This is a genomic window from Idiomarina xiamenensis 10-D-4 (assembly GCF_000299895.1).
GTDB lineage: Bacteria > Pseudomonadota > Gammaproteobacteria > Enterobacterales > Alteromonadaceae > Idiomarina > Idiomarina xiamenensis.
The window spans coordinates 1-25,261 of record NZ_AMRG01000020.1 but is presented as its reverse complement, the minus strand read 5'-3'; the positions used below and the strand labels follow the sequence as shown (position 1 = coordinate 25,261).

25 protein-coding genes and 7 tRNA genes are annotated in these 25,261 nt (G+C 49.2%); 16 read left to right on the top strand and 16 right to left on the bottom strand.

Annotated features, from left to right (window positions below; genetic code table 11):
- Nucleotides 1–9 precede the first annotated feature (9 nt).
- Both ybeD and A10D4_RS12380 read right to left on the bottom strand, forming a co-directional pair.
- Nucleotides 10–276, bottom strand: a complete 267-nt coding sequence (gene ybeD / locus A10D4_RS12385; RefSeq protein ID WP_008489902.1) for a DUF493 family protein YbeD — start codon at nt 274–276, stop codon at nt 10–12.
- A 182-nt stretch (nt 277–458) separates the two neighbouring features.
- Entirely contained in the window at nt 459–677 is a 219-nt protein-coding gene (locus A10D4_RS12380) for a hypothetical protein (protein WP_008489901.1), read from the bottom strand.
- 254 nt (nt 678–931) lie between these two features.
- On the opposite strand from A10D4_RS12380, the gene A10D4_RS12375 reads away from it, so the two are divergent.
- The 3 genes from A10D4_RS12375 to A10D4_RS12365 all read left to right on the top strand — a co-directional run bounded on the left by A10D4_RS12375 (nt 932) and on the right by A10D4_RS12365 (nt 3,001).
- Entirely contained in the window at nt 932–1,603 is a 672-nt protein-coding gene (locus tag A10D4_RS12375; protein ID WP_008489900.1) for a hypothetical protein, read from the top strand.
- A gap of 133 nt (nt 1,604–1,736) precedes the next feature.
- Nucleotides 1,737–2,048, top strand: a complete 312-nt coding sequence (locus tag A10D4_RS12370) for a hypothetical protein (RefSeq protein ID WP_008489899.1) — start codon at nt 1,737–1,739, stop codon at nt 2,046–2,048.
- The gene (locus tag A10D4_RS12365; protein WP_008489897.1) at nt 2,045–3,001 is read left to right on the top strand and encodes a hypothetical protein; all 957 of its coding nucleotides are present in this window, start codon (nt 2,045–2,047) and stop codon (nt 2,999–3,001) included. The genes A10D4_RS12370 and A10D4_RS12365 overlap by 4 nt, the downstream gene beginning before the upstream one ends.
- Nucleotides 3,002–3,016: 15 nt before the next feature.
- Here A10D4_RS12365 and rnt read toward each other — a convergent pair whose 3' ends face one another.
- Nucleotides 3,017–3,661: a ribonuclease T gene (gene rnt, locus A10D4_RS12360; RefSeq protein ID WP_008489895.1), complete on the bottom strand. Its 645-nt coding sequence runs from the start codon at nt 3,659–3,661 to the stop codon at nt 3,017–3,019.
- A 160-nt stretch (nt 3,662–3,821) separates the two neighbouring features.
- Here rnt and A10D4_RS12355 point away from each other — a divergent pair, with 160 nt between their 5' ends.
- A complete protein-coding gene (locus A10D4_RS12355; protein WP_008489893.1) occupies nt 3,822–4,712 on the top strand; it encodes a flagellar protein MotY in 891 nt (296 codons plus the stop codon).
- A 50-nt stretch (nt 4,713–4,762) separates the two neighbouring features.
- On the opposite strand, the gene gloA is transcribed toward A10D4_RS12355, so the two are convergent.
- The 9 genes from gloA to rsxA form a co-directional block, all read right to left on the bottom strand.
- Complete coding sequence (gene gloA, locus A10D4_RS12350; RefSeq protein WP_008489892.1) at nt 4,763–5,146, bottom strand: lactoylglutathione lyase; 384 nt, start codon at nt 5,144–5,146, stop codon at nt 4,763–4,765.
- A 143-nt stretch (nt 5,147–5,289) separates the two neighbouring features.
- Complete coding sequence (locus A10D4_RS12345) at nt 5,290–6,636, bottom strand: hypothetical protein (RefSeq protein ID WP_008489891.1); 1,347 nt, start codon at nt 6,634–6,636, stop codon at nt 5,290–5,292.
- Between the two features lie 306 nt (nt 6,637–6,942).
- The gene (nth, locus tag A10D4_RS12340) at nt 6,943–7,578 is read right to left on the bottom strand and encodes an endonuclease III (RefSeq protein ID WP_008489890.1); all 636 of its coding nucleotides are present in this window, start codon (nt 7,576–7,578) and stop codon (nt 6,943–6,945) included.
- A 48-nt stretch (nt 7,579–7,626) separates the two neighbouring features.
- Nucleotides 7,627–8,316 (bottom strand): electron transport complex subunit E, encoded by a 690-nt coding sequence (locus tag A10D4_RS12335; RefSeq protein WP_008489889.1) that lies wholly within the window; start codon nt 8,314–8,316, stop codon nt 7,627–7,629.
- Entirely contained in the window at nt 8,313–8,954 is a 642-nt protein-coding gene (gene rsxG, locus A10D4_RS12330; RefSeq protein ID WP_008489888.1) for an electron transport complex subunit RsxG, read from the bottom strand. Before rsxG ends, A10D4_RS12335 begins: the two co-directional genes overlap by 4 nt.
- The gene (gene rsxD, locus A10D4_RS12325) at nt 8,951–10,009 is read right to left on the bottom strand and encodes an electron transport complex subunit RsxD (protein WP_008489887.1); all 1,059 of its coding nucleotides are present in this window, start codon (nt 10,007–10,009) and stop codon (nt 8,951–8,953) included. The genes rsxG and rsxD overlap by 4 nt, the downstream gene beginning before the upstream one ends.
- On the bottom strand, nt 10,006–12,144 hold the full coding sequence (rsxC, locus tag A10D4_RS12320; RefSeq protein WP_008489885.1) for an electron transport complex subunit RsxC: 2,139 nt from the start codon (nt 12,142–12,144) through the stop codon (nt 10,006–10,008). The genes rsxD and rsxC overlap by 4 nt, the downstream gene beginning before the upstream one ends.
- A gap of 7 nt (nt 12,145–12,151) precedes the next feature.
- Nucleotides 12,152–12,724, bottom strand: coding sequence for an electron transport complex subunit RsxB (gene rsxB, locus A10D4_RS12315; RefSeq protein WP_008489884.1), 573 nt, complete (start codon nt 12,722–12,724; stop codon nt 12,152–12,154).
- The gene (gene rsxA / locus A10D4_RS12310) at nt 12,721–13,293 is read right to left on the bottom strand and encodes an electron transport complex subunit RsxA (protein ID WP_008489883.1); all 573 of its coding nucleotides are present in this window, start codon (nt 13,291–13,293) and stop codon (nt 12,721–12,723) included. Before rsxA ends, rsxB begins: the two co-directional genes overlap by 4 nt.
- A 222-nt stretch (nt 13,294–13,515) precedes the next feature.
- Here rsxA and A10D4_RS12305 point away from each other — a divergent pair, with 222 nt between their 5' ends.
- Complete coding sequence (locus A10D4_RS12305; RefSeq protein WP_008489882.1) at nt 13,516–14,052, top strand: phosphatase PAP2 family protein; 537 nt, start codon at nt 13,516–13,518, stop codon at nt 14,050–14,052.
- Nucleotides 14,053–15,099, top strand: a complete 1,047-nt coding sequence (locus A10D4_RS12300; RefSeq protein WP_008489881.1) for a glycosyltransferase family protein — start codon at nt 14,053–14,055, stop codon at nt 15,097–15,099.
- Between the two features lie 57 nt (nt 15,100–15,156).
- Here the strand turns inward: A10D4_RS12300 and A10D4_RS12295 are convergent.
- The 3 genes from A10D4_RS12295 to A10D4_RS12285 all read right to left on the bottom strand — a co-directional run bounded on the left by A10D4_RS12295 (nt 15,157) and on the right by A10D4_RS12285 (nt 17,299).
- Nucleotides 15,157–15,233 (bottom strand) — tRNA-Asn (locus tag A10D4_RS12295).
- A 29-nt stretch (nt 15,234–15,262) separates the two neighbouring features.
- Nucleotides 15,263–15,339, bottom strand: a tRNA-Asn gene (locus tag A10D4_RS12290).
- Between the two features lie 772 nt (nt 15,340–16,111).
- On the bottom strand, nt 16,112–17,299 hold the full coding sequence (locus A10D4_RS12285; RefSeq protein WP_008489880.1) for a pyridoxal phosphate-dependent aminotransferase: 1,188 nt from the start codon (nt 17,297–17,299) through the stop codon (nt 16,112–16,114).
- 162 nt (nt 17,300–17,461) lie between these two features.
- Between A10D4_RS12285 and A10D4_RS12280 the strand changes: the two genes are divergently transcribed.
- Together A10D4_RS12280 and uvrB are read left to right on the top strand one after the other, a co-directional pair.
- A complete protein-coding gene (locus A10D4_RS12280) occupies nt 17,462–18,823 on the top strand; it encodes an MATE family efflux transporter (protein WP_008489879.1) in 1,362 nt (453 codons plus the stop codon).
- Nucleotides 18,824–18,831: 8 nt separating this feature from the next.
- Nucleotides 18,832–20,853, top strand: a complete 2,022-nt coding sequence (gene uvrB / locus A10D4_RS12275; RefSeq protein ID WP_008489876.1) for an excinuclease ABC subunit UvrB — start codon at nt 18,832–18,834, stop codon at nt 20,851–20,853.
- Here uvrB and A10D4_RS12270 read toward each other — a convergent pair.
- Nucleotides 20,850–21,536 (bottom strand): glutathione S-transferase N-terminal domain-containing protein, encoded by a 687-nt coding sequence (locus A10D4_RS12270; protein ID WP_008489875.1) that lies wholly within the window; start codon nt 21,534–21,536, stop codon nt 20,850–20,852. The two genes, uvrB and A10D4_RS12270, sit on opposite strands and share 4 nt — an antisense overlap.
- A gap of 143 nt (nt 21,537–21,679) precedes the next feature.
- Between A10D4_RS12270 and A10D4_RS12265 the strand changes: the two genes are divergently transcribed.
- The 8 genes from A10D4_RS12265 (at nt 21,680) to A10D4_RS12230 (ending at nt 25,197) form a co-directional block, all read left to right on the top strand.
- Nucleotides 21,680–22,156, top strand: coding sequence for a DUF2919 family protein (locus A10D4_RS12265; protein ID WP_008489874.1), 477 nt, complete (start codon nt 21,680–21,682; stop codon nt 22,154–22,156).
- Between the two features lie 154 nt (nt 22,157–22,310).
- A tRNA-Val gene (locus A10D4_RS12260) sits at nt 22,311–22,386 on the top strand.
- Between the two features lie 27 nt (nt 22,387–22,413).
- Nucleotides 22,414–22,489 (top strand) — tRNA-Val (locus tag A10D4_RS12255).
- Nucleotides 22,490–22,631: 142 nt separating this feature from the next.
- Nucleotides 22,632–24,044 (top strand): glutamate--tRNA ligase, encoded by a 1,413-nt coding sequence (gltX, locus tag A10D4_RS12250; RefSeq protein ID WP_008489873.1) that lies wholly within the window; start codon nt 22,632–22,634, stop codon nt 24,042–24,044.
- Nucleotides 24,045–24,075: 31 nt separating this feature from the next.
- Complete coding sequence (gene can, locus A10D4_RS12245; RefSeq protein ID WP_008489872.1) at nt 24,076–24,711, top strand: carbonate dehydratase; 636 nt, start codon at nt 24,076–24,078, stop codon at nt 24,709–24,711.
- Nucleotides 24,712–24,901: 190 nt separating this feature from the next.
- Nucleotides 24,902–24,977: transfer RNA gene (locus A10D4_RS12240), tRNA-Ala, on the top strand.
- A 34-nt stretch (nt 24,978–25,011) separates the two neighbouring features.
- Nucleotides 25,012–25,087: transfer RNA gene (locus A10D4_RS12235), tRNA-Glu, on the top strand.
- 34 nt (nt 25,088–25,121) lie between these two features.
- A tRNA-Glu gene (locus tag A10D4_RS12230) sits at nt 25,122–25,197 on the top strand.
- The last annotated feature ends 64 nt before the right edge of the window (nt 25,198–25,261 follow it).

The window sequence follows — 25,261 nt, the reverse complement described above, 5'->3', positions numbered from 1 at the left end:
GTGGTAGGGTTAAAGCACGTAGCGTACGTCTTCTATAGCTGCTAATGAGCGATACAGGGTCTCGATATGCTGCTGGCTTTCGACCGTTACTACGACTGACACCGAATGATAGTTGCCTTTACTGCTAGGCTTGACCGATGGTGCATAGTCGCCCGGTGCATGTTGTTGCAACACTTCGATGATTTGATCAGGCAAATCATCGCTGGCAACACCCATAATTTTAAAGGTGAAGTTGCTGGGAAAGTCGACCAACTGGTCAAATCGTGTCGGTTGCATAGGCCACTCCAAAAAACGACGCCAAAACGACAAAGAGAAAGTTCATTATAGCATGAGCGAGGGTGGCAAGGGTAGAACCCCGCGTAAGCCTGACATTATCCGCGCAGGAGGGTATTGGATAATGTGTTGAGCTTACGCGGGGAGTACCATAGGGAGTTGGTGGTTGTGTCAACTACCGCGGCTTATTGCTGCGTAGCACTGTTTAATAAGGCCAATCGGCAAGATGTTTGCGCGCTAGCTGTCGTTGCACGGCAATGGTCATCCTGCGGCCACTCAATGGTTAAGTGTTGCTGGTTGGCAACCGACGGAGTCTCGACTGAATGTTGATGAGAGCCATATAAATGACCCATCACAAAACCGCTAAACAGCAGTAGTATTGCCCAAATCAGTTGTTGCACCATGCGCTTTCGCCTCCTTGGCGTTAACTCAACCCATCACTATACCTGAGTAGTTTAGTCAGATATTAGTTGCAAATGAGAATTATTGTCAAATGATTTTTTGACGCGTCTTTCCATCCTCCAAAGCGCTAAAGCGTTTATCGTCAGAACTGTCTGATATTTATGCTCTATTGCGCGTTCTAGCACTTTTTTGACTTCGCCGGAAAAATAAACGCCAGACTCATAGACGTTTGACAGTCGTAGCACGGAGGGCCGCGATGTGGGGACGTACAAATAGTCGCTGTGCTGGTGTTGTTTATGATCGGTGTCGTGCAGCTTGTATATTGCTAGTGCTGAGCACGCTATTAGCGATTCAGGCGACTATCCAGTTTGCCGTTAGTCAGCCGTTGCTTGCGACTGTAGAGACAAGCACGGCCGGTGTCGCTATGCGTAACGCGGTTAGCGAGGATGGCTTAAGCGTTTGGTACCAAGTCGATCAAAGTCTGGCCTTTCAACGAACCTTGGCAGCGATTCCGAAAAACCTGTTACTGAACTCCGAGTACAATTGCCCAAAGCAGGACCCCTTGCTTTTCCAAGTAAACGCGTCGCCGACGCTATCAACTCAGTCGCAAGCGCAGCGCCTACAGCAACTTGAGCAACGCTGGCAAAGGCAAATTAATCGTCTATTCCGAGAGCAGCAACAGCGTTTGCAGGAAAGCGGTGCTATGGCAGCCTATCGTGTTCGTGCGATAAGCCCGTTGGCAGCACGGCAAGATGTACCGCCAGTGGTCATTAACTGGCCGTCTGAGTCACTTAAACGACAATTCAGCTTATGCCTGACTCACGGCGATAACGAAACCATCGCTAAGGCGCCAGCAGTCACCTTAACGCTAAGCCTGATAGGAAATCAGCAGCACATTCAGGTCGAACTGAGTGTGAATGCATTCTGATATTCGTACTATTCGCTCTCAATATTAGATAAAAACACTATTACTTAATAGGTGTTTATTTTTATTAAATTGCTTTTTTAGGAGGGAGTGTTAATTTCTTAAGGGATAGGTGTTATTTTTATAGGTGGGTATAATGAAAAAGATTTCAGCGATTCTATTAGCTTTTATCGGCTTTGCTAATGCAGATTCAAATTCTTATGAAACCGTCTATGTTGATCTGGATATGTATATTGGTTGGGATGGTTTGGCAAAGCACATGCCTGATATAGCGATGGCTGAATGGTATATTCAGATTGAAAATAGTAGTGCTCCTGAAAACTATAATAGATCCAGTTTTTTATTTCGTAGTAGCTCTCAAATAAGCAGCCGATCTGCTCACATTTTAGTTGAAGACTATCCAGTTTGGGGAGCTTATAAAATTTCAGGGGACTATTCTCCACGATGAAATCCAGCAATAAATTTCTATTAATAACAGGTTTGCTGATTGGTGGTTTTAGCTTTTTGAAAATTTTTTTTCCGCTTAGAGTTGACGACTCAGTATGGGCTGTTAAAACCGTGGATAAAAAAGTTCAACAGTTATCTGAAACTGATAAGAAGCTTGTACAACAACAGTCTATCGTTGTAACGAAAACCATCACGGATGGTTCTGTAGACGCATCAAACAGTCAACAGGTTGCGAATCTAAATATTTATGAATCACTCACTTACCAAGAAATATTAACGCGATTGGCAAAATCTGCGAGTCGTGACGAGATTGATATATCGGCAGTTCTATTAGCCTTGATCGAGAATGGTACATTAGACGTTAACACGCCGATGCGACAAGGGGCTCAGTCCTCTCATTATACACCGTTATATGTTGCGCTAGTGTTAGACGATGATATCACCACCGAACAAATTCAATCTTTTATCAAAATGGGGGCTTATATAGAAGCAAACTCTATGTGGACTCGTCAGCTTGCCAAGCTCCAAGATGTCGTTGCTGCTGAGTTGCTAATAGATGCTGCTGGATATGGTCCTGAGCAGACAGAGGAGTTATTGCAAGCGGTTTTTCAACAGGCCAATGTGAATCTGTTTAATCGGTTGGTAGAGAAAGGTGATTTTATAATAGACTCAAATTTTTCAGAAAAGTTATTCTCAGACTCAATGATGGCTATAGAATACGAAGCCGATTATAACCGTTTAACTATTGCCTCGACAGGAAATGCTAAAGTAGATTCGAAATTGAACACGCTACGCCAATACCGTATCCAAACCCGTATAGCGCAGCTGCAACTACTGAAGCAAAACCTTCAACTTTCGGTCGACCACCGGCAGAGCTTAGACTCCCAGCTTATCGCACTAGAGGACTTACTCGAAAGCGGTGGCTTTGAGCGTACTGACTTAGATACTGAATAAGTTAATTTAGCTGGTTCAGAGAGTTGGGCCTTCGAACGGCTGGCCCAACGGCCAGCCACCCAGTTGTTGCCAGCGGTTGACCATCCAGCAGAATAGTTCGGCGGTGCGTTCGGTGTCGTATTTAGCAGAGTGTGCCTGTTTGCTGTCAAACTCGATGCCAGCGGCTTTACAGGCTTTGACTAATACGGTTTGGCCCAGTGTGAGCGCGGCTAACGAGGTGGTGTCGAAGCTGACAAATGGGTGGAACGGGTTGCGTTTAAGGTTTTGGCGCTCGCTGGCGGCCATCAAAAAGCTGTGGTCGAAATGGGCGTTATGACCGACCAGCACCGAGCGTTGGCAGTCGGCGGCTTTTTGTGCTTTGCGAATCGGTTTGAACAGTTCTTTTAGCGCTTCGGCTTCACTGACCGCGCCGCGCAGCTCGCTAAAAGGATCGATGCCATTAAATTCGATTGCGGCTTGCTCAATATTGGCGCCTGCAAAAGGTTGTACATGATGATGGAAGGTTTGTACTGGGTGTAGTTGGCCATTATCGTCAAAATCCATGATCACGGCGGCGATCTCTAGTAACGCATCAGTTTTAGCATTAAAACCGGCGGTTTCAACGTCAATCACCACTGGAAAATAACCACGAAAACGTTGTTTCAGCAACGACTCACTCATAACACCCCATTCGATTTAGCATCCGTCGACTGCTAGTATGCCAGAAAGACCATGAATAATCAGCGCTAGCGCTGTTGAAAATGTCACAGGAAATGACAAAAGCCGCTAAAGCCTTGACGGATGCAGTCGATAACCTAGGCGTGGCTGAGTAGGGGGTATTATGCGAAATCGGTGGAGTTATAGTGTATTGGCGTTATCGGCTGTAGTGGCATTTAGCGCGCAGGCAGGCGTACGCCATTACGTCGCTGAACTCGATAACTCGCAGTGGCAATTGACCCGAAATTCCCCATTACAGTGTGAGTTACAGCATCAAATTCCACGTTATGGCCGTGTTCACTTTGTCAGCGACGCGGGTAAACAACTCGATTTGAAAATGCAGATGGATATGCGCCAATTGCCAGACAGTTATGGCGTTGCCGCTGTGCAGTCGTTGGCGCCACGCTGGTGGCCTGGCGAGCAAGGTTATGCGATTGGCGATATGCGTCTGTATAAACAGTTTAATAGCGAATTGCCCAAGCAACTGGCGTGGACAGTGCTGAGTGAATTAGAAAAAGGGCGTTATCCGACTTTTTTCTATCAAGATTGGTACAACGAGCGTGACCAGGTCGCTATTGGTTTGTCGGCAGCTAATTTTAAGGCGTCTTACGACACCTTTATGTCCTGCGTTAATAATCTGCTGAAATTCAGCTTTGAAGATATTGCCTATTCGGTACTGAATTACGAGAGTGGCGGTGATGAACTGACTAATGGCTCGAAACGTAAACTTGCGCAAATCGGTCAGTACTTGCAAGCTGACAAGGATTTGCAGTTGGTGCTTATCGACGCTTACACCGATTCTTATGGCTCACACTCGGTCAATCAAAAGCTTTCTGAGCAGCGTGCGGCAAAAATACGCGAATTCTTTATTGCTATGGGTATTGATGCTGATCGGATCCGTAGTGAGGGACATGGCGAAAGCCGTCATGTGGCAGCGAATGACAATAGCCTTGAACGGCGTAAAAACCGCCGCGTGGTGATTCAGTTGAGCAAGCCTTTAGACGTGGCGTTGTAAATCCAAACCTTAAGGCTTGCTAGCGTCATTTGAGTACATCTGGTGATGGCTTAATCGCGCTCAATTAACTCGATGGCGTAGCCGTCCGGATCGCGCACAAAAGCAATCACCGAGGTGCCGCCTTTAACCGGGCCTGGCTCACGATAAACGTCGGCGCCCGCGGCTTTAAGCTGTTCACATAAGCGGTAAATATCGCTGACACCGATAGCAATATGACCGAAAGCTTGGCCGAGTTCATATTCGCTAACGCCCCAATTGTAAGTCAATTCAAGCACGGTATGGTCGACCTCATCACCGTAACCGACAAACGCTAAAGTATATTCATAGGCCTCGTTATCGGCTTGGCGTAATAATTTCATGCCCAATTGTTGCGTGTAGAAATCAATACTGCGTTGTAAATCACCCACTCGTAGCATCGTATGTAATAAGCGCATATTCGTTCTCCCATGTTTAAAACTGCTCGCCAGTCCTTTAAATTTAAAGGGGTGTAAGGACACCCACCTATAAACGTTGCTACCACAGGTGAGTGCCCAATCAGTACCACAACTATTTAGACGGGGTGCCGGTACTAGCTAGCTTATAATTCGTCGGCAAATTCCTCCGCGTACTCACGAACTTTATGGCTATATGCGTTTTCCGCTAAGTCTGTCAGCAGCGCTTTATATTTGGTTTTTCCTGAGCTTCCTAGCACTCGGCAATTCCAAGCGTAGAAATCAGAAAAAGCCGCGTAGCGTTTGCGTGGCAGTACCGCTTCAGAACGCAGAATATGGCTGATTTCATCTAATAAAGGATCGCTGTATAGCTGGTTTCGATAGATAGTTTTAACTGCAGAAACGCGCAACTGATTATCACTGCTGTTTAACATGTTACGCAGTTGATTGGTTTGCCAGTCTAAATCGGGGGACATCGTAGAAACATCGTGAACCGTTTTTGCTTGCTCGGTGCGAACTGTCATAGTTTCCAGATAATCCTCAACATAGCCTTTCAGCTTATCTGGGGCATTGCTGTTCATGATGGTGTTCAAGGTAGAGCGATAGCGCGCTAGTCCTGAGTAAGCCAGTGCTTTTGAGGCCCATATGACTTCCTCGATGACATCGGAGTCTGTGCTTTCATAGCCCGTTAATACCGTAGCATTGATTTGCTCATACAATGCAGAACTGTTGTTCCACTCTCCGATTAACTCCTTATAGAGATCAATACGTTCATCGCGGCTTCCATTTGCTAACCGCTGTAAGTAACGTTGCACGAGAGCTTCAGGCAAATAGTTTTCTGAGTCTAAGCCGTATGAAGAAGGATCTTGGGGTAACGGTGTTTCGCTATACTGGCGTTTCTGCTTTTTCTCATTATCCGTCATCCCGGCAGTCATAGCCGCAAATGCATTTCGGTCGTACTGATTCCGGTTTTGTAAATTTTCTAGCAGCTTATTTGCCACGGCCTGAGCCGTCGTTCGCTCTAATTCCTCCGTTTCAGTAAGTAAGCCATTAAACAAATCATCTAGCAGCAGATTACGCGAAATGTTTTTACGAATGACGGTGTCGCCCAAATAGCTTGCTTCATGTAAATCAACCGTTGGCGCCGTCATCTTTTCAACCGGGAATGGCGTCCCATCACCAACAAAGCGGCGTGTATAATCGATAAAAATGTCCAGATCAACAACGTTGATGTCACCTTCTTCGGCCAGTAAGTTATTATCTTTCAGTAGCTGAATAAAATGTTCTTTTGATATGCTTTCAATCTGCTCTCGGGTTAAATAATCCCCTTTAAACTTCTCAACTGACTGTGTAACGTCAGCCTCAAAATGGCGAACGGCGTACTTTATTTCAATATCACTGTACGGGTAGGTTTTTACGGGAGTTTGAGCGCAAGCATTTAGCAATAGCGCGCCTAAACAAACCAGCAAAATCGATTTTATAGTGTGCAGCATAATATTTTCACGACCTTTGATGGTAAGACTAAATTAATTTATTTATAACCGTCATTTGCTTGACTCAACAAGCCATTAGCCAGCGGTTTTGAGCCAGGCATTACGGTACAGTTTTATTTTAATGGCCTTAGTCTGAATGACACGTTAACGTGTTTGCAACAGACTAGGATGCGGTAGGGTATACAAAGCCTTCTGCAGACACAAGTTAACTCATTCTTAAACAGTGTTAATTATATCCATTGCGCTGCTAAGGTGAGTCTTCAATGAATACGAATTAAGGCTGGCTAGCGAACACGTTGGTAAAATTTATAACTCAGTTTTATCCTTAAACTCACATAAATCCTCGATCAAACACGAACCACAGCGCGGCTTGCGTGCAATACAGGTGTAGCGGCCGTGCAGAATGAACCAGTGGTGGGCATCGACTTTAAATTCGGCAGGTATGACTTTGACCAGTTTGTCCTCTACTTCACGCACGGTTTTGCCGGGTGCGAAGCGAGTGCGGTTGGCGACCCGATAGATATGCGTATCGACGGCAATTGTCGGCCAGCCAAAAGCGGTATTCAGGACCACGTTGGCGGTTTTGCGACCCACCCCGGGCAAGGCTTCTAGTGCCTCGCGGTCTTCTGGTACTTGGCTGTCGTACTGTTCTACCAGTATGCGGCAGGTTTTGATGACGTTTTCGGCTTTTGAATTGAACAAACCGATGGTTTTGATGTGTTGTTTAACACCATCGACGCCCAACGCTAACATAGCTTCTGGTGTGGGTCCTGCGGCAAACAAGCCTACGGTCGCCTTATTAACACCGACATCGGTGGCTTGCGCCGACAGCAAGACGGCAATCAATAACTCGAACGGGTTACGGTAATTCAGTTCGGTGGTCGGGTGCGGATTGTTGGCGCGCAGGCGCGTTAAAATTTCAATACGTTTTTGTTTATTCATGCTTCACAGTTTATCAATGACTGATTGATATCTTACCTCAAGCTCATACTATTGCGCCGTTACCCGTGCCCGGGTGACTTCTTTTGCGGGCTGATGCTGACGAGCTTCGCGGCGGCGGTCGATGACGTTCTTTAAGGCGATTAAAAAGCCCATGCCGATAAAGGCTCCGGGCGGTAAAATAGCCAGCAGTAACGGGTAATCCACGCTGAACAATTCGATCCGTAACGACGTCGCCCAATTTCCCAGTAGCAACTCGGCACCATCGAACAGCGTGCCGTTACCGATGATTTCGCGCATGCCCCCCAGCACCATCAACACTAAGGTAAAGCCTAAGCCCATCATCAAGCCGTCAAAGGCGGCTTGGGGGGCCGGATTTTTTGAAGCATAAGCCTCGGCACGCCCAATGATGGCGCAGTTGGTGACGATCAACGGAATAAAAATACCTAAGGCTTGATATAAACCGTACAAGTAGGCATTCATCAGTAGTTGTACCACGGTGACGAAAGCCGCGATGATCATCACAAATACCGGAATTCGAATTTCAGCCGGCACCCAGTTACGCACCAAGGATACGGTAACGTTCGAGCCGACTAAGACCAAGAGGGTGGCAAAACCTAAACCCATGGCATTGGTGACAGTAGCGGTGACCGCTAGCAGTGGACACAAGCCGAGCAGTTGCACCAGCGCCGGGTTGTTATGCCATAGGCCTTGCAGCGTCAGGTTCTTATATTCGTTCATGAAGCCTCCGAACAGCGCGCCAGTTGTGCTGACAGTAACTGTTGCTGATGCTGTTTAACATAGCTTACCGTACGCGCTACGGCGCCCACCACCGCGCGCGGAGTGATGGTCGCACCGGTAAACTGATCGAAGCTACCGCCATCACGTTGCACGGCCCAGCGCTTATCGTCGTCACCACGTACGGTCATACCGTTAAAGCTTTCTATCCAGTCGCTTTTACGGTGTTCAATTTTATCGCCTAAACCGGGTGTTTCGTTGTGTTGTAAAACACGCACTCCGGCGACGCTGCCATCTACATTGATTGCCACCAACAGTTTGATTGCGCCGCTATAACCATTGGGCGCGGTGGCTTCAATGGCAATGGCCTGCGCTTGTTGCTGGAGGCGTGCGATATATAAGCGTTTAGGCTGTTCGCCGCCTAGCTCAGGAGCATCGATGAGCCGACAGGCATGGTATAAATCGTTGTCATGACGCTGCGGTGGGATCAGCACGTTAAGCGTGTTCATCAACTCGGCGCGTTGCTGCGCAGCAATCGGTGCTTCGGTTAATTTGGCAATGCCCACTACCAAGCCGGTGGCGATAACCGCGAATGCGCCCAAAATTAAGCCGTTCTTACGCATGCTCTTGAGCGTGATCATGATTCTCTCCGATGGCCGTATGCGGTTGGCTTGGTGTACTTGTCGATTACCGGTACGCACATATTCGCTAGCAGCACGGCAAAGGCGATTGCATCAGGATATCCACCCCAAGTGCGAATTAAAAAGACTAGCACGCCGATCAATAAACCAAAGTATAAACGACCGCGATTGGAGGTGGCTGCCGAGACCGGGTCGGTAGCAATAAAGAAGGCGCCGAGCATGGTCGCGCCACTCAGTGCATGAATTAACGGTCCAATACTGGTATCGGGGGCAAAAGCAACCTGTAATAAAGCGGGCACGCAAAGGCCGAGTAGCAGACCAAGCGGAATGTGCCAGCTAATGATACGTAGCTTGATGAGTAACAGGCCACCGGCTAAATAAGCGAGGTTTAACCACTGCCAACCGAGTCCGGCAAAGTCACTGAATATCGGCTTTTGTAACGCTTCCGAAGCGGTATAGCCTAAGCTTAAGTCGGTTTTCGCCGAATCCAATGGCGTGGCCATGGTAATACCGTCAACGCTGGTACGTAACTGCTCGACGCTATAGCCATCGGGGGTAAATTCGAACAAGATCACGTGCAAGCTATCCCATAAGCCCAAACTGTATTGACTCAGCTGCATAGGCGGTAGCCAACTGGTCATTTGCACTGGGAACGAGACCAGTAACAGCACGTAACCGGCCATGGCCGGATTAAAGATATTCTGACCGACACCGCCGTAGACGTGTTTAACCACAACGATAGCAAAAATAACACCAATGACGATGACCCACCATGGCGTTAACGGCGGGATACTCAGCGCCAGTAACGAGGCAGTGACTAACGCGGTATTGTCTTTTAGTACCGGCCACGCTGCACGATCTCGGGCTTGCACGCAAAGCGCTTCACAAACGTAGGCGGTACTGATAGCGAGTACTAACTGAAACAATACACCCCAGCCAAAAAACACGAGCTGCACAATCACGCCGGGAAGCAACGCTAACACCACCCAGCGCATCACGTCGCTGGTTGCACGCTGCACGTGACCATGGGGTGAGGGGGCTATGCGGAAGCTCATGAGTCGTTATCGTCCTGTGGCTGTTGAGTCGTTGATGATTGTGCGGCTTGCTTTTTTGCTTTAGCGCGGGCGATGGCCGCTTTAATTGCGGCTTGCTTACGGTCGTCGTCGGTCGCTGGCTTATCCGTGCTAGCCGGGTTGCTGTCAGCAGACTCATCACTATTTGTAGGATTGCTTGCCGCATCGTTCTTGGCAACGTCTGTTTGGGCTTGCGCAGCTTGCTTCTTAGCCTTAGCGCGCGCGATCGCGGCTTGCACGGCTGCTTGGCGTTTATCGTCCGACGCTTGCTGTGGCGCTTCATCATGAGTCGTTGTCTTGGCCGCTTGCTGTTGCTCAGCTTGTTGCTCTCGTTCAGCTTTACGCTGGCGCGCTTCGGCTTTACGCTGTTCGCGTAATCTCGCCATCTCGCTGTTGTCGGGGCTACCATCTGGCTTGGCTTTTTTCGCCTTGGCGCGAGCGATTGCCGCCGCAACTGCGGCGCTTTTATCGTCAGTCTTGGTCGTTGCTGTCTGCTTTTCGTCGCTATCAGTCTTAACATCAACCTCATTCTCAGCACCCGCTTGTTGCGCTTGCTTCTTGGCTTTGGCGCGCGCTAACGCGGCTTTGACTGCTGCCGACGGTTCGCCGGTATTAGCTTTCGCGTTGTCGCCATCGTTGCCGGTATCGGCTTGTGCTGCCTGGCGCGCCGCCGAGGCTTTCCGATGGCGAGCTAAGCGCTCTTCTTTTTCACGCTCTAAACGTGCTTGACGGGCTTCAAAACGTTCGCGCGCAATCTCAGCTTTGGCTTTTTCACGGGCGACTTGGCGGATCTCGGCTTTGGCTTGACGATAATAATGCACCAGCGGAATATCGCTAGGGCAGACGTAAGCGCAGGCACCACACTCGATGCAGTCAAACAGGTTATGTTCATCCAGCGCGTCGTAGTCTTTGGCTTTTGCTAGCCACTGTAATTGTTGCGGCAATAACGACGCTGGGCAGACATCGGCGCAAGCGCCACAACGAATGCAGGGCATTTCGGCGCCGCTGTCGGGCAGTTCTTGCGTGGTGGGGGCCAATACGCAGTTACTGATCTTGACGATCGGCACCGCATCGGTAGGCAGGGTAAAGCCCATCATCGGTCCACCCATAATGATCTTGCCGTTAGATTGAGGCTGATACTCGGCGTAGTGCAACAAGTGTTTAACCGGCGTGCCGAGTAAGGCCCACACATTCCCGGGTCGTTGCAGGGCTTCACCGGTCAATGTGACGACGCGCTCGAGCAACGGTTCGCCATCAATGATGGCGCGCTTAACGGCAAATGCGGTACCGACGTTTTGTACTAGCAAACCAATATCGATGGGTAAGCCGCGACTTGGTACTTGGCGGCCGGTGAGCAGCTGAATAAGCTGCTTTTCGCCTCCCGATGGGTACTTCGTGGGGACTTCGCGCACCGACAGCTGTGGTTTATTCTGACAGGCTTCGCGCATTGCCATAATGGCTTCTGGCTTGTTGTCCTCGATCCCTATCAGGACTCGTTCAATGTGGGTAATGTGCTGTAAAATCTCGATACCGGCGACGATATCGGCGGCGTACTCACGCATCAGACGATCATCGGCAGTAATATAAGGTTCGCATTCGACACCATTAATGATCAGATAATCGAGCGGTTTTTGTGGTGCCAGTTTTTGCGCTGTCGGAAAACCAGCGCCACCTAAGCCTGCGATACCGGCTTGCTGAATCAGATCAATCAGACTGGCGGCGTCTAGCTGTTGATAATTGCGTAGCGGTTGGCGCTCAATCCAGCGTTCTTCGCCGTCCGGTGTGATCATGACCGCCAGCTCCGGCAGCGCCGATGGATGGGCGCTGGGACGTTCTTCGATGGCGGTGACTAAACCCGAGGTTGGAGCGTGTAAAGGCAAGCCGCGACTGGCGCCGCTTGCCGTTAAGGGCTGACCCTTTAATACCTGATCGCCGACTTGCACTTGAATATCACCGGCTTGACCGATGTGTTGGCGAACTAACAATACCAGTTGTGGTGGTAATGGTGGACGGGCGATGGCCGAGGCGTTCGACAAGGTTTTCCGTTGCGGCGGATGAATGCCGCCGGGAAAAGTCCAGATGTGGCCTTGTTCGATTTGCGCTTTACTTCGTTGCATGACCGACTTACTCCACCATTTTCACAGGAATACCGTGGCTTTCCGCCACCTGCTTAAGGTTCCACTGCCAGGTTTCTGGACGTGTTTCGACTGGCACCATATCAATACAATCAACCGGACAGGGTTCGACGCATAAATCGCAGCCAGTGCATTCGTGTTCAATCACCGTGTGCATGTGCCGTGCAGCCCCCAAAATGGCGTCGACCGGACAAGCCTGAATGCACTTTGTACAGCCGATACATTCGTCTTCGCGGATAACCGCCACGCGCTTGACGTCTTCTTCGCCGTGGGCGGCATCCAGTGGCTTTGCTTCAACTCCCATTAAGTCAGCTAATTGTTTAATGGTTGCTTCGCCACCGGGAGGGCACTTATTGATATCGTCGCCGTTGGCAATGGCTTCGGCATACGGGCGACAACCCGGATAACCACATTGTCCGCACTGCGTCTGCGGTAAGATGGCATCAATCTGGTCGACAATGGGATCGCTTTCGACGTGAAAACGTACCGCGGCAAAGCCCAGTACGATGCCGAATACCAGTGCCAGCACACCAATGACAATGATCGCGGTGAGTACACTCATGAGGTCGCCACCAAACCGCTAAAGCCCATAAAAGCCAGCGACATTAAACCGGCGGTGATCATAGCCACGGCGGCACCGCGAAATGCGCCAGCCGCTAAGCGCTCGCGTAAAGCGGAAAATAAAATCAATACTAATGAAAAACCGACCGCCGCGCCGAAGCCGTAAATGATAGATTCGACAAAGTTGTGTTGCTCATTGATATTTAACAAAGCCACACCGAGTACTGCACAATTGGTGGTGATCAGCGGCAAAAAGATACCCAGCAGGCGGTATAGTGTCGGGCTGGTCTTATGCACTACCATTTCGGTAAATTGCACCACCACGGCTATCACCAGAATGAAACTGAGCGTTTGCAGCGCTTGTAAATCTAACGGCACTAAAATGTAGGCGTTGACTAAGTAACTACAGACCGACGCTAGTGTTAACACAAAAGTGGTAGCCGCCGACATGCCGACCGCGGTTTCTAGTTTATTGGACACGCCCATAAATGGGCACAGGCCAAGAAACTTCACCAGCACGAAGTTGTTAACCAATACTGTGGCGACCAATAACAGCAAATACTCGGTCATGCGTGGCTTCCATTATCGGGTAAATGAAAAGCGTTATTATCGGTGTTTAAGCGGCGATAAACAACCGCTGAAACATAGGGTTATTTTGTTCTCTGTGACGAATTATTGCCGCAGCGCAAATGCCGATTAAAAACGTTGTCATCAAAGCTTCATTAAATGGTCACCGATGCGTCATTTTAGCCGCCTACGCTTTAGCCTGTCGATGCCGATAAGGAGCCTGCCATGACGCGCTGGTTCATACGTTTGCAACGCTTTGATGAGTCCGGTTTAAGCTGGTTTACACGCTGGCGCAGCCCGGCTGCCAATGGCGGTTCAGCTCGCTGGGTATCGCGCAGCGGTGACGGCTACGGCTATTTACTGGTTTGTATTATCGCGCAATTATGTGGTGACGACGATGCATATCCGCTGTTATGGGCACTGTTACTCGGCTTTTTAATCGAGCTACCGCTTTATTGGGCGCTCAAAAATGTGCTGAAACGGCAGCGGCCTTATCAGCGATTACCTCACCATGTCGCAGTCATTAAGGCTCACGACGCCTTTAGTTTTCCCTCAGGGCACACCACCGCAGCGTTCATGTTTGCTGCCTTATGTGCGTTTTACATGCCTGCCTTTTTTATACCGGTTTATCTCTGGGCGACGGCTATTGGCCTGTCACGTATCGTTTTAGGTGTGCATTATCCGACCGATATTATCGCCGGTATGCTATTGGGAAGCGGTTTGGCATGGATGCTTCTTATGTTCATGCAGGAGTCTGTTTAAATGCGTGTACTGTTAGGTATTCAAGCGACCGGTAACGGTCATATTAGTCGTTGCCATGCCCTGGCCGATGCCTTTCAGCAGGTCGGTATTGAAGCCGACTATTTGGTCTCGGGGCGACCGCGCGAAGCGTTGTTTGATATGCAGCGCTTTGCCGGCTTTCAATACCGGCATGGGTTGAGCTTCCAAGTACAGCAGGGGCGGGTATCGCTAACGCAAACATTGCGGCAAAACCCTTGGCGGCAGTTCTGGCAGGATGTTAACCGTCTTGATTTAGATGCTTATGACGCCATTTTGACCGATTTTGAGCCAGTCACGGCCTGGGCTGCAAAACGCCAAGGAAGAGCCGCCATTGGTATTGGTCGGCAATATGCGTTTTTTAATGACATTGCTGGCGTCAATATGGGACCACTGCAAAAACTGATCACGCGTCGATTCGCACCGTCTGCCAAGGCGTTAGGCATGCATTGGACTGCGGCCAACGAACACGTACTTCCACCCATCATTCATCACCGGCAATTGGCGTCAAGCAGCGCTGCCAATAACAGCCATTACCTGGTTTATTTACCGTTCGAATCATTAACCGCTATCCAGCAATTGTTGCAGGCGTTTCCTTTGCAACGATTTCACGTTTTTCATCCTGCGGCGAAACGTTGTAGCGATGGTCATATTGAGTACTTCCCGCCTTCACGGCAAGGTTTTGCTGAACACTTTGCTGGTGCTCGGGGAATTATTGCTAACGCCGGTTTTGAAACCAGTTGCGAAGCATTAGCCAGTGGCAAGCGCTTATTGGTACGTCCTTTAGCGGGTCAATTTGAACAGCAAGTTAACGCGCAGTTGTTACAACGCTATGGCTTTGCTGAGGTAATGCCACAGTTAAGCCAGCAGGCATTAGCACAATGGTTAGTAGCTAGCAATTCGATTCGTATTAGTTGGCCCAATGTGGCGCTGGCGGTTGCTGAATGGTTGTTGGCTGGCCAACGACAATCCGTAGCACAACTTGCGAGTGAACTATGGGGCAAGATGGAACAGCAGGCGATAGCGGCTTAATGCTATCAGTTAGATACAACAAAGCCCGCATTAAGCGGGCTTTGTTGTAAGAAATTTTGGCTCCCCAGGTTGGATTCGAACCAACGACACATGGATTAACAGTCCACCGCTCTAACCAACTGAGCTACTGGGGAATTCAATGCAGGTTGCGGGTGATGTTTGTTGGCTCCCCAGGTTGGATTCGAACCAACGACACATGGATTAACAGTCCACCGCTCTAACCAACTGAGCTACTGGGGAACATCACGGCAACGGGGCGGAATGTTAATGTGCGCGAGCATGACTGTCAACAGTCTAGGCGCGGTTTTTATCGCTTTTTAACGCGGTTGTCGAAAAAGTGCTCGAGTTGTTGTTATTTAAACCAATTATGACGATAAAATGATGCCGGTTATGGCGTTTGGCGCTAAAAAGCCTAACTAATCCGTAAATTAGCAGGTGTCAAGCGTTAAAGTGGTTTACATCTATCTCTTTTGTTATGTTCGTATTCATTCGCAATTATCCACAGCAAGCGCTAAGCCACGACAGTTGTAGGCTAGCCGATCTTATCCACGGATTCTGTGGATAACCCTGTGGTCAACTCTGTTAATGACGAGTATTGACGGGCTTTAGCGGTAAATTTTAAGGTTGAACAAAAAATCGCTAACCGAAAATATTTCTTTAATAATCAGTTGGTTAATATTTTTATAGAAAAAACTAATCGTTACTAACGGCGTTGTCGGTAGATTGTTCGAAGAATCAGCAGGTTGTGTATTTCTTGATTGATTTGCTGGTTTTCTGGTCGCAAATCTATTGACAAACCTTAAATCAGTGAGTTGCGTTTGTTGATCAAAGTTTGAACGATTGTGAGGCTAAATAATCAAGTGGTTAAAAAACCGCAACAACTTTGTCACAGCCTGATTTTTTCTATCGTCGATCTAAGCAAACGCTTTTTTGGCCTAGTTAACATATAAAAACGCCGGCAATTACTAGAATTACCGGCGTAATGCTTATTTGTAGAGCTTTTAGTGCCTATTTAAAGGCTTTCTGAGAACGCTTTAATCCGCGCAACCGCTTGCTTTAATGTTTCTAAATCGGTCGCAAATGATAATCGGCAGTAGCCTGGCGCACCAAAAGCACTGCCCGGTACTAAAGCCACTTTAGCGTCTGTTAAGAGTCGTTCACAGAGCGCGATATCATCGCTGGCGTCTGCTTTCTTAATCAAACTGCGAATGTCAGCGAAAGTATAAAAGGTGCCATCGCCGGCAATGCAGGCAACACCATCAATCGCGTTCAAGGCCTCAACCAAGTAGTCATGCCGTTGTTTAAATGCTTGCAACATCTCATCGATACAACTTTGGTCACCCTCTAACGCAGCCGCTGCAGCGTATTGGCTTATGCTGCAGGGGTTCGAGGTGCTTTGCGACTGCACTTTTACCATGGCTTTAATTAACGCCGTTGGCCCCGCAGCATAGCCGATCCGCCAGCCTGTCATGGCATAGGCCTTAGAGACTCCAGATAAAATCACGATGCGCTCGAGTAGGTCAGGAGCGACCATTGCTAGATTGGCAAAGCTGTTGGGTTGCCACAAAATATGTTCATACATATCGTCGGAAGCAACCAAGACTTGCGGATGACGACGTAATACTTCGGCTAACGCTTTGAGTTCGTCGGCAGTGTAGGCCGTACCACTAGGATTCGATGGGCTGTTTAAGAACAGTAATTTAGTGCGTGGGGTGATGGCTTGCTCGAGTTGTTCGGCACTAATTTTAAAACGTTGCTCAATACCGGCGCTTACGATGACCGGCTTGGCACCGACCAATTTCACCATATCCGGATAAGACACCCAATAAGGTGCCGGGATCACAACTTCGTCGCCAGCATCTAACCAAGCGGTCAGCAAGTTGAAGATACTATGCTTACCACCTGCCGAAATAATAATTTGCTTAGCGTCGAAGGTTAGCCCGTTATCGCGCTGGAACTTATTAATAACGGCTTGCTTTAACTCGTTAATACCATCGACGGCGGTATATTTAGTTTTACCGGCATCGATAGCTTGTTTGGCGGCGGTTTTAATAAACTCGGGGGTATCAAAGTCAGGTTCACCGACCCCCAGGCCAATAATATCGTGACCAGCAGCGCGCAATTCCGCTGCTTTTTGTGTCACCGCCAGCGTTGGCGACGGTTGAATCGCGTTGACTCGCTGGGAAAGTTGATAATCCACAAAAACCCCTTATATAGCGCCTGATAGAAAGCCGTTACTATAGCGTTTTTTATAGTCAAAAGTCTATTGCTGTTACGCGTCAATGCGCAGTAGCGGCGTAGCACTTAGCACGATAATCGGCTAAACTATCGACGCTTTTTCTCTCCCGCTAATGAGGTTTTCATGAAGGCTGCCGTCGCGTCGCGAGCCCTACTTAATGATCCTATCGGCAAAACGCTATGGCGTATGACTTGGCCCGTGATTTTCGGCATCGCAACCCTGATCAGTTTTAATGTGGTGGACACTTTTTTTGTCGGACTACTAGGCACTGAACCGCTTGCCGCGGTGAGTTTTACTTTTCCGGTGACCTTTACCGTGGTCAGCTTGAGCATCGGTTTGGGCATCGGTACGTCGGCGGTAATTGCGCGCCATTATGGCGCTGAACAAGGTGAGAAGGCTCACTTCGACGGCTATGCGGCGTTAGTGCTATCGGCGGTATTAGTGGCGTTGCTGTCGTTGCTCGGCTATTTGTTGATGACGCCAATTTTTGCCTTACTCGGCGCCAGCCAGACGCTGATGCCGTTGATTCGTGATTATATGTCGATTTGGTTTATCGGCAGCACGTTATTAGTGACACCGATGATTGGCAACGCCGTGTTACGCGCCTCCGGTGATACTCGAACTCCTTCGTTGATCATGGCTTCGGGGGGTGTTTTGAACGCCATTTTTGATCCCATTTTGATTTTCGGTTGGGGGCCAGTTCCGGCAATGGGAGTGCAAGGCGCCGCGCTGGCGAGCCTGATCTCTTGGGTGGTCGGTGTGGCATTGGTGCTGTGGTTATTACAGCGGGAAAAACTGATCAGTTGGATAGCACCAGCGGGTACCACGCTATGGTCGTCGATGCGCCAGATCTTACGTATTGGTTTGCCTGCCGCGAGTGCTAACATGTTGACGCCATTAGCAATGGCGGTAATGACGGCAATTATCGCCGCTTACGGCGCGCCCGCAGTGGCGGCTTTTGGGGTCGGTAGTCGAATTGAGTCGCTGGCCAGTATCCTCATTTTAGCGTTGTCGATGTCGTTACCGCCGTTTATCAGTCAGAACGTTGGGGCCGGTCGCTATCAGCGTGTCGAACAAGCATACAAAACCGCATTAGCGGCCATTATGGCGTTGCAGTTGGTTATTTATGTGTTGCTGCTACTGTTAGCCGATCCGATTGCGGCGGCATTTTCGCAAGAGCAGGCGGTTGACGAGATTGTTAAACTATTCATTTACATCATGCCATTGGGCTATGGCGTACAGGGTTGCGTGATTCTTACCAACTCGAGTTTTAACGCCATCCATCAGCCGATTAAAGCTTTATGGTTGAGCGTGATACGGTTATTCGTTTTTTTCGTACCCTGTTCTTATCTGGGCAGTTTAATCGCCGATATTCATGGTTTGTTTGTCGGTGGCGTGATCGCCAACTTGTTAACCGCGGTCATTGCCTATCTGTGGTTTAACCAAGTACTTAAACAGACGTTAGCGCAGCAGGCAGCGCGTTAGGGGGAGTCGTGGCTAAGCAGTTCGAACTGACATCGCAATATCAACCCGCGGGTGATCAGCCCAAAGCCATTGAGGCATTGGTCGACAATATTGATGCGGGGTTAGCACAGCAAACCCTACTCGGGGTGACCGGTTCGGGTAAAACTTTTACCATGGCCAACGTTATTGCTAAAACACAGCGGCCGACCTTGATTCTGGCTCATAACAAAACCCTAGCGGCACAGTTATACGGCGAAATGAAAGAGTTCTTTCCCAACAATGCGGTGGAATATTTCGTTTCTTACTATGACTATTACCAACCCGAAGCCTACGTGCCGACCACCGATACCTTTATTGAAAAAGACGCCTCGATTAACGATCACATTGAACAAATGCGACTATCGGCGACTAAAGCGTTAATGGAGCGTCGCGACGTGGTGTTGGTGGCGTCGGTATCGGCCATTTATGGTTTGGGCGATCCTGAATCATACATGAAGATGATGCTGCATTTACGGCGTGGCGATATTCTTGATCAACGCGATATGTTGCGGCGCTTGGCACAACTACAGTACAAACGTAACGATGCAGCGTTCGAGCGTGGTACTTATCGAGTGCGTGGTGAAGTGGTCGATATTTTTCCGGCAGAATCCGAGAAACTAGCGATTCGAGTAGAAATGTTCGATGACGAGATCGATCGTATTAGTTTGTTTGAACCCCTTACTGGACAAATTTTAGAAGCCGATGTGGCGCGTGCGACGGTTTATCCGAAGACCCACTATGTGACACCGCGAGAAACTATCGTCGAGGCGGTAGAGTCGATTAAAGATGAGTTAAAAGCCCGTCGGCAGCAGTTATTGGATGCCAATAAGCTGATTGAAGAGCAACGCATAACGCAGCGTACCCAGTTTGATATCGAGATGATGTTAGAGCTGGGTTATTGTTCGGGCATCGAAAACTACTCACGTTATTTATCCGGCCGCGCACCGGGCGAGCCACCACCGACGTTGATGGATTATCTGCCCGAAGATGCCTTGTTAATCATCGACGAATCACATGTCACAGTGTCGCAGGTTGGGGCGATGTACAAGGGCGATCGTTCGCGTAAAGAAAACTTGGTTGAATATGGCTTCCGTTTGCCCTCAGCGTTGGATAACCGGCCGTTGAAATTTGACGAGTTTGAAGCCATTGCGCCACAGACGATTTATGTTTCAGCAACGCCTGGCAAATATGAATTGGAACGTTCTGCGGGTGAAGTGGTGGAACAGGTGGTGCGACCCACCGGTTTGGTCGACCCGATGATTGAGATCCGTCCCGTTGCTTCGCAGGTCGATGATGTCATGTCTGAGGTACGCGCGCGCACCGAATTGGACGAGCGTGTGCTGGTGACGACCTTGACCAAGAAGATGGCTGAGGATCTCAGTGATTATTTGGACGAACATGGTATTCGTGTGCGCTACTTACATTCCGATATTGATACCGTGGAGCGTATGGAAATTATCCGTGACCTGCGGTTAGGTGAGTTTGACGTGTTAGTAGGCATTAACTTACTGCGCGAGGGCTTGGACATGCCTGAAGTGTCATTGGTGGCGATACTGGACGCCGACAAAGAGGGCTTCTTGCGCTCTGACCGTTCGTTGATTCAGACCATTGGTCGGGCCGCGCGTAACGTCAATGGTAAAGCGATTTTGTATGCTGATACCATCACCGGTTCGATGCAGCGAGCGATTGATGAAACCGACCGCCGTCGGCAAAAGCAGATCGCCTTTAACGAAGCACATGGCATTACTCCGCAGGGATTAAAGAAACGCATCACCGATGTTATGGATTTGGGCGACAGTCGCAAGTCGCGTGAACGTAAAGCGCAGCAACGTGAAGTGGCCGAAGCCAATGCCGCTTATCAAACGCCGCGCGATGCTAAGACGCTGCTTAAAGAAATCGACGCTATCGAGCGCGAAATGCACAATGCTGCGCAAAACCTGGAGTTCGAAAAGGCGGCGCAGCTACGCGATCAGATCGTGCAACTGCGCGAACAACTGAAGCGTGCGGGTTAGTCGGCCTCGCGCTGGAACATATTGTGGCGCGCTTGGTCACTGAGTTCGCTACTGCGATTGTAGTTGTCAGCTAGCGCGTATGCGCGTTGGCTGGCAGGGCGCTCATCAATGCGTGCTAGCCAGGCTTTGACATTGGGATACTGGTCGATATCGATTTGCTGCTTCGCATGGCCTTTACACCACGGGTGGCTGGCCATGTCTGCAATTGAGTACTCGCCGACAATAAAGTCTCGTCCTTGTAATTGTTTATCCAGCACTTTGTATAATCGCTTAGATTCTTTGATATAGCGTTGTTGCGCGTATTCAATGGGCTCTGGCGCATACTGATTGAAGTGATGGTTCTGTCCTAACATCGGCCCTAAACCGCCCATTTGCCAAAACAGCCACTGCATGGTTTGGTGTCTTAAGCGTAACTCTGGCGCTAAGAAACGGCCGTGTTTTTCAGCCAGATAAAATAGAATTTCTCCCGATTCAAATAAGGCCAATGGTTTGCCGCCGTCGCTGGGTTTTTGGTCAACCAGAGCGGGCATTTTATTGTTTGGACTGATGCGTAAAAAGTCTGCTTCGAATTGGTCACCGGCAGTGATATCGACGGTATGAATCTGGTAGGGCAATTCACACTCTTCTAGTAACAGGGTCACTTTATGGCCATTGGGTGTTGGAAAATAATATAAATCGTACATGACGACATCCTCTGATTAAGGTGTGAGACGGCTTGCTTAGGTTGCTTATTATTAAGTGACAAATCTCATTTTCGATCAATATTGGTTTGTCATCGGTGTTTCGCTACTATAGCCGCTGCTGATAGCTGTGGACTAGGAAAAACATGCTGCGACAGGGTGACGAGTATTACATTGATGGCGAAGGGCGTTTACGCTTGCCGTTAGGTATTTTATTGCTGTTTGCATTTTTCTTGCGCGGTTATCTAGCATGGATCATTTCACTCACGTTTGGTGATGACCGTAGCTTATTACTGGGCTATTTTTATCAGAGCCGTGAACAATTTGTGTTAACCCTGTTAGTCGGCTTGCCAACCATGTATGTACTGATATTAACTTGTCTTCAGCATAAACCGTGGTTGTTGCAACGCAGTTGGTTGTGGCGTTTCGCTGGGCCGGCGTTATGGCTATCCTGGCTTGTTGATGGTTGTTTGCTGGCCAGCGTCGTACACGCTCATTGGCCGCAATTCTCCTATACCAAAGCCGCATTAATCGCGATTTGGTGTTGGGCTCCTTGGTTTTTAGCGAAGTCACGACATTGGCGCCGTTACCGAGAAATTTTGGCGCGTGGGGAAGGGCAATAGCCGCCTAGGGGTGATATTCGTTTATAATTCGGTCGATTTGACGAAAAAGCCAGCAAACGATACAAATTCCGATATTTTTATTTGACAGGTTGGCAAAGCTCCCTATAATACCGCCCCGCAAGCGCAGCAAATTATCATCGCTGCAACGGCACGTGGATGGTTAGCTCAGTTGGGAGAGCACCGCCCTTACAAGGCGGGGGTCACTGGTTCAAGCCCAGTACCATCCACCAATTTTTTACCGTATTATCCTCTTTTGTGGATGGTTAGCTCAGTTGGGAGAGCACCGCCCTTACAAGGCGGGGGTCACTGGTTCAAGCCCAGTACCATCCACCAATCTTTTATCCTTGTATCCATCGTTTCTAGTCGCTTATTTGCATCATTCGTAGCAAGCCAGAATGCTAGCAAGCCCGGCACGTCCCTGCTAAACTGTTTATCCTTTTTTGTCTGCAGTTTAGATCGGAGATACACCCAAGCTATGTCTGTTGTCACTCGTTTTGCCCCTAGCCCGACCGGTTACTTACATGTTGGTGGAGCGCGCACCGCTTTATACTCTTGGTTAGTTGCCAAAGCCCACGGCGGAAAATTTGTGTTACGCATTGAAGACACCGACCGTGAACGTTCGACACAAGCGGCAATAGATGCGATTTTTGATGGCATGCAATGGCTGGGGTTAAACTGGGACGAACAGCCGGTTTACCAGACTCACCGATTTCCGCGTTATCAACAATTTGTTGAACAATTGCTGGCCGAAGATAAGGCCTACAAATGTTATTGCTCGACCGAGCGCTTAGAAAAGATGCGCGAAGAACAGATGGCGCGCGGCGAAAAACCTCGCTATGACGGCCATTGCCGCGATAACCCAGATGCTGGCGGCGATAGCTATGTGGTTCGCTTTCGTAACCCAGAGCAGGGCTCGGTGGTGTTTAACGACCATATTCGTGGCCGTATCGAGTTTGCTAACAGCGAACTGGACGATTTGATCATTTGCCGTAGTGACGGTACACCAACCTATAACTTCTGTGTGGTCATTGATGATTGGGAGATGGGTATCACCCACGTCGTACGTGGTGAAGATCACATCAATAACACCCCCCGCCAGATCAATATTCTGCAAGCGTTGGCGGCGCCAGTACCTGAGTATGCGCATGTGTCGATGATCCTTGGCGACGACGGCAAAAAATTATCCAAACGCCATGGCGCGGTCAGCGTTACCCAGTATCGTGACGACGGTTACTTACCGCAGGCAGTGCTGAATTATTTGGTTCGTTTGGGTTGGTCTCACGGCGACCAAGAGGTGTTTAGTCGTGAAGAAATGGTACGCTTGTTTAAGCTCGAAGATGTCAACAAAGCGGCCTCGGCGTTTAATACCGATAAATTAAACTGGCTCAATCAGCACTATATGAAAACGTTACCGGCGGATGAAGTCGGGCAGGCGCTACAAGCGCAGTTTGATGCGCTAGGCGTCGATACCCAGCAAGGGCCAGCGTGTGCTGACATTGTTAAGATCCAAGCTGAGCGAGTCAAAACGTTAAAAGAGATGGCGCAGTTGAGCCAATACTTTTATCAAGATTATGAGCAATTTGACGAAACCGCTGCGAAAAAACACTTACGCCCGGTGGCTAAAGCGCCCTTACAGACAGTCGCCAAGCGCTTAGCCGCACTCGAAGAGTGGCAGGCTGATTCGATTCAGCAGGCAATTCAGGCCAGTGCCGATGAATTAGACGTAGGTATGGGCAAAGTGGGTATGCCGTTGCGCGTTGCTGTTACTGGCGGCGGTAATTCGCCGTCGTTAGATGTGACTTTAGCGTTACTGACACCGACTCAGGTACAGCAACGTATTGAACGGGCCTTGGCCTTTATCGCTGAACGTGAAGCAGCGGCGCAGTAGCGCTGCTGAAGAGCGACAGGGAGAGTCGTAGATGCCTCATCAGCTGAAGCAGTTACTCGCCAAAAATCGTGCCTGGGCAGAAAAGCTGGTGGCTCAAGATCCACAGTTTTTCAAACGCTTAGTGGAACAGCAGCAGCCTCAGTATTTATGGATTGGTTGTTCGGATAGTCGCGTGCCGGCGAATCAGGTGGTGGGTATGGCACCTGGTGAATTATTTGTGCACCGCAATGTCGCTAATCAAGTGATTCAGACGGATTTTAATTGCTTATCGGTGATTCAATATGCCATTCAACTGCTTAAGGTGAAACATATCTTAGTGGTTGGCCATTACGGTTGTGGCGGTGTGAAAGCCGCCATCGAATCAAAGTCACACGGTTTAGTTGACCATTGGCTGTACCCGATTAGAGATATTTATCATCGCCATAAAGCAGAGCTGGAGCAGCTCGACGAGCACGCGCGTATCGACCGTATGTGCGAATTAAACGTGATTGAGCAAGTTAAAAATTTGGCCAAAACCAACATGGTGCAGGAGGCTTGGCGTATTGGTCAGCCATTACACATCCATGGTTGGGTTTACAGTTTAGATGACGGCTTAGTCAGCGATATGCAGGTATCGATTTCTGATAGTGCTGATGTGGAGCAGATTTATCACTTCGGCACCGATTAAGTTAGGCTTGCCAAGGGCGCTATTGATGCGCTGGACAATTGCTCATAAATTGTCGCTTTTGCTGGTAAAATCAACAGTATGCTGTAAAAATGGGCAGTCAGTTGCGGGTCATTAAAAAAACTATTGACACCAAGACGCTCGGCGCACTAGAATGCGCCCCGCTGTCAAGGCAGTCTGGTACTGCAGGTGTGGGGCTATAGCTCAGCTGGGAGAGCGCTTGCATGGCATGCAAGAGGTCAGCGGTTCGATCCCGCTTAGCTCCACCAATTTTTCTTGTTCAGCAAGATTTGATTATCGTGCGTCCCCTTCGTCTAGAGGCCTAGGACACCGCCCTTTCACGGCGGTAACAGGGGTTCGAATCCCCTAGGGGACGCCAATCAAATCAGCGGTAATGAATTGCAATATGTTGCGTCCCCTTCGTCTAGAGGCCTAGGACACCGCCCTTTCACGGCGGTAACAGGGGTTCGAATCCCCTAGGGGACGCCACTATTGTCGTTATTGATATCGCCATTGTCCTGTGTCCCCTTCGTCTAGAGGCCTAGGACACCGC

Coding starts and splice junctions, on each gene's coding strand:
- ybeD (WP_008489902.1), bottom strand. CDS start 276: ATGCAACCGACACGATTTGACCAGTTGGTCGACTTTCCCAGCAACTTC.
- A10D4_RS12380 (WP_008489901.1), bottom strand. CDS start 677: ATGGTGCAACAACTGATTTGGGCAATACTACTGCTGTTTAGCGGTTTT.
- A10D4_RS12375 (WP_008489900.1), top strand. CDS start 932: ATGTGGGGACGTACAAATAGTCGCTGTGCTGGTGTTGTTTATGATCGG.
- A10D4_RS12370 (WP_008489899.1), top strand. CDS start 1,737: ATGAAAAAGATTTCAGCGATTCTATTAGCTTTTATCGGCTTTGCTAAT.
- A10D4_RS12365 (WP_008489897.1), top strand. CDS start 2,045: ATGAAATCCAGCAATAAATTTCTATTAATAACAGGTTTGCTGATTGGT.
- rnt (WP_008489895.1), bottom strand. CDS start 3,661: ATGAGTGAGTCGTTGCTGAAACAACGTTTTCGTGGTTATTTTCCAGTG.
- A10D4_RS12355 (WP_008489893.1), top strand. CDS start 3,822: ATGCGAAATCGGTGGAGTTATAGTGTATTGGCGTTATCGGCTGTAGTG.
- gloA (WP_008489892.1), bottom strand. CDS start 5,146: ATGCGCTTATTACATACGATGCTACGAGTGGGTGATTTACAACGCAGT.
- A10D4_RS12345 (WP_008489891.1), bottom strand. CDS start 6,636: ATGCTGCACACTATAAAATCGATTTTGCTGGTTTGTTTAGGCGCGCTA.
- nth (WP_008489890.1), bottom strand. CDS start 7,578: ATGAATAAACAAAAACGTATTGAAATTTTAACGCGCCTGCGCGCCAAC.
- A10D4_RS12335 (WP_008489889.1), bottom strand. CDS start 8,316: ATGAACGAATATAAGAACCTGACGCTGCAAGGCCTATGGCATAACAAC.
- rsxG (WP_008489888.1), bottom strand. CDS start 8,954: ATGATCACGCTCAAGAGCATGCGTAAGAACGGCTTAATTTTGGGCGCA.
- rsxD (WP_008489887.1), bottom strand. CDS start 10,009: ATGAGCTTCCGCATAGCCCCCTCACCCCATGGTCACGTGCAGCGTGCA.
- rsxC (WP_008489885.1), bottom strand. CDS start 12,144: ATGCAACGAAGTAAAGCGCAAATCGAACAAGGCCACATCTGGACTTTT.
- rsxB (WP_008489884.1), bottom strand. CDS start 12,724: ATGAGTGTACTCACCGCGATCATTGTCATTGGTGTGCTGGCACTGGTA.
- rsxA (WP_008489883.1), bottom strand. CDS start 13,293: ATGACCGAGTATTTGCTGTTATTGGTCGCCACAGTATTGGTTAACAAC.
- A10D4_RS12305 (WP_008489882.1), top strand. CDS start 13,516: ATGACGCGCTGGTTCATACGTTTGCAACGCTTTGATGAGTCCGGTTTA.
- A10D4_RS12300 (WP_008489881.1), top strand. CDS start 14,053: ATGCGTGTACTGTTAGGTATTCAAGCGACCGGTAACGGTCATATTAGT.
- A10D4_RS12280 (WP_008489879.1), top strand. CDS start 17,462: ATGAAGGCTGCCGTCGCGTCGCGAGCCCTACTTAATGATCCTATCGGC.
- A10D4_RS12270 (WP_008489875.1), bottom strand. CDS start 21,536: ATGTACGATTTATATTATTTTCCAACACCCAATGGCCATAAAGTGACC.
- A10D4_RS12265 (WP_008489874.1), top strand. CDS start 21,680: ATGCTGCGACAGGGTGACGAGTATTACATTGATGGCGAAGGGCGTTTA.
- gltX (WP_008489873.1), top strand. CDS start 22,632: ATGTCTGTTGTCACTCGTTTTGCCCCTAGCCCGACCGGTTACTTACAT.
- can (WP_008489872.1), top strand. CDS start 24,076: ATGCCTCATCAGCTGAAGCAGTTACTCGCCAAAAATCGTGCCTGGGCA.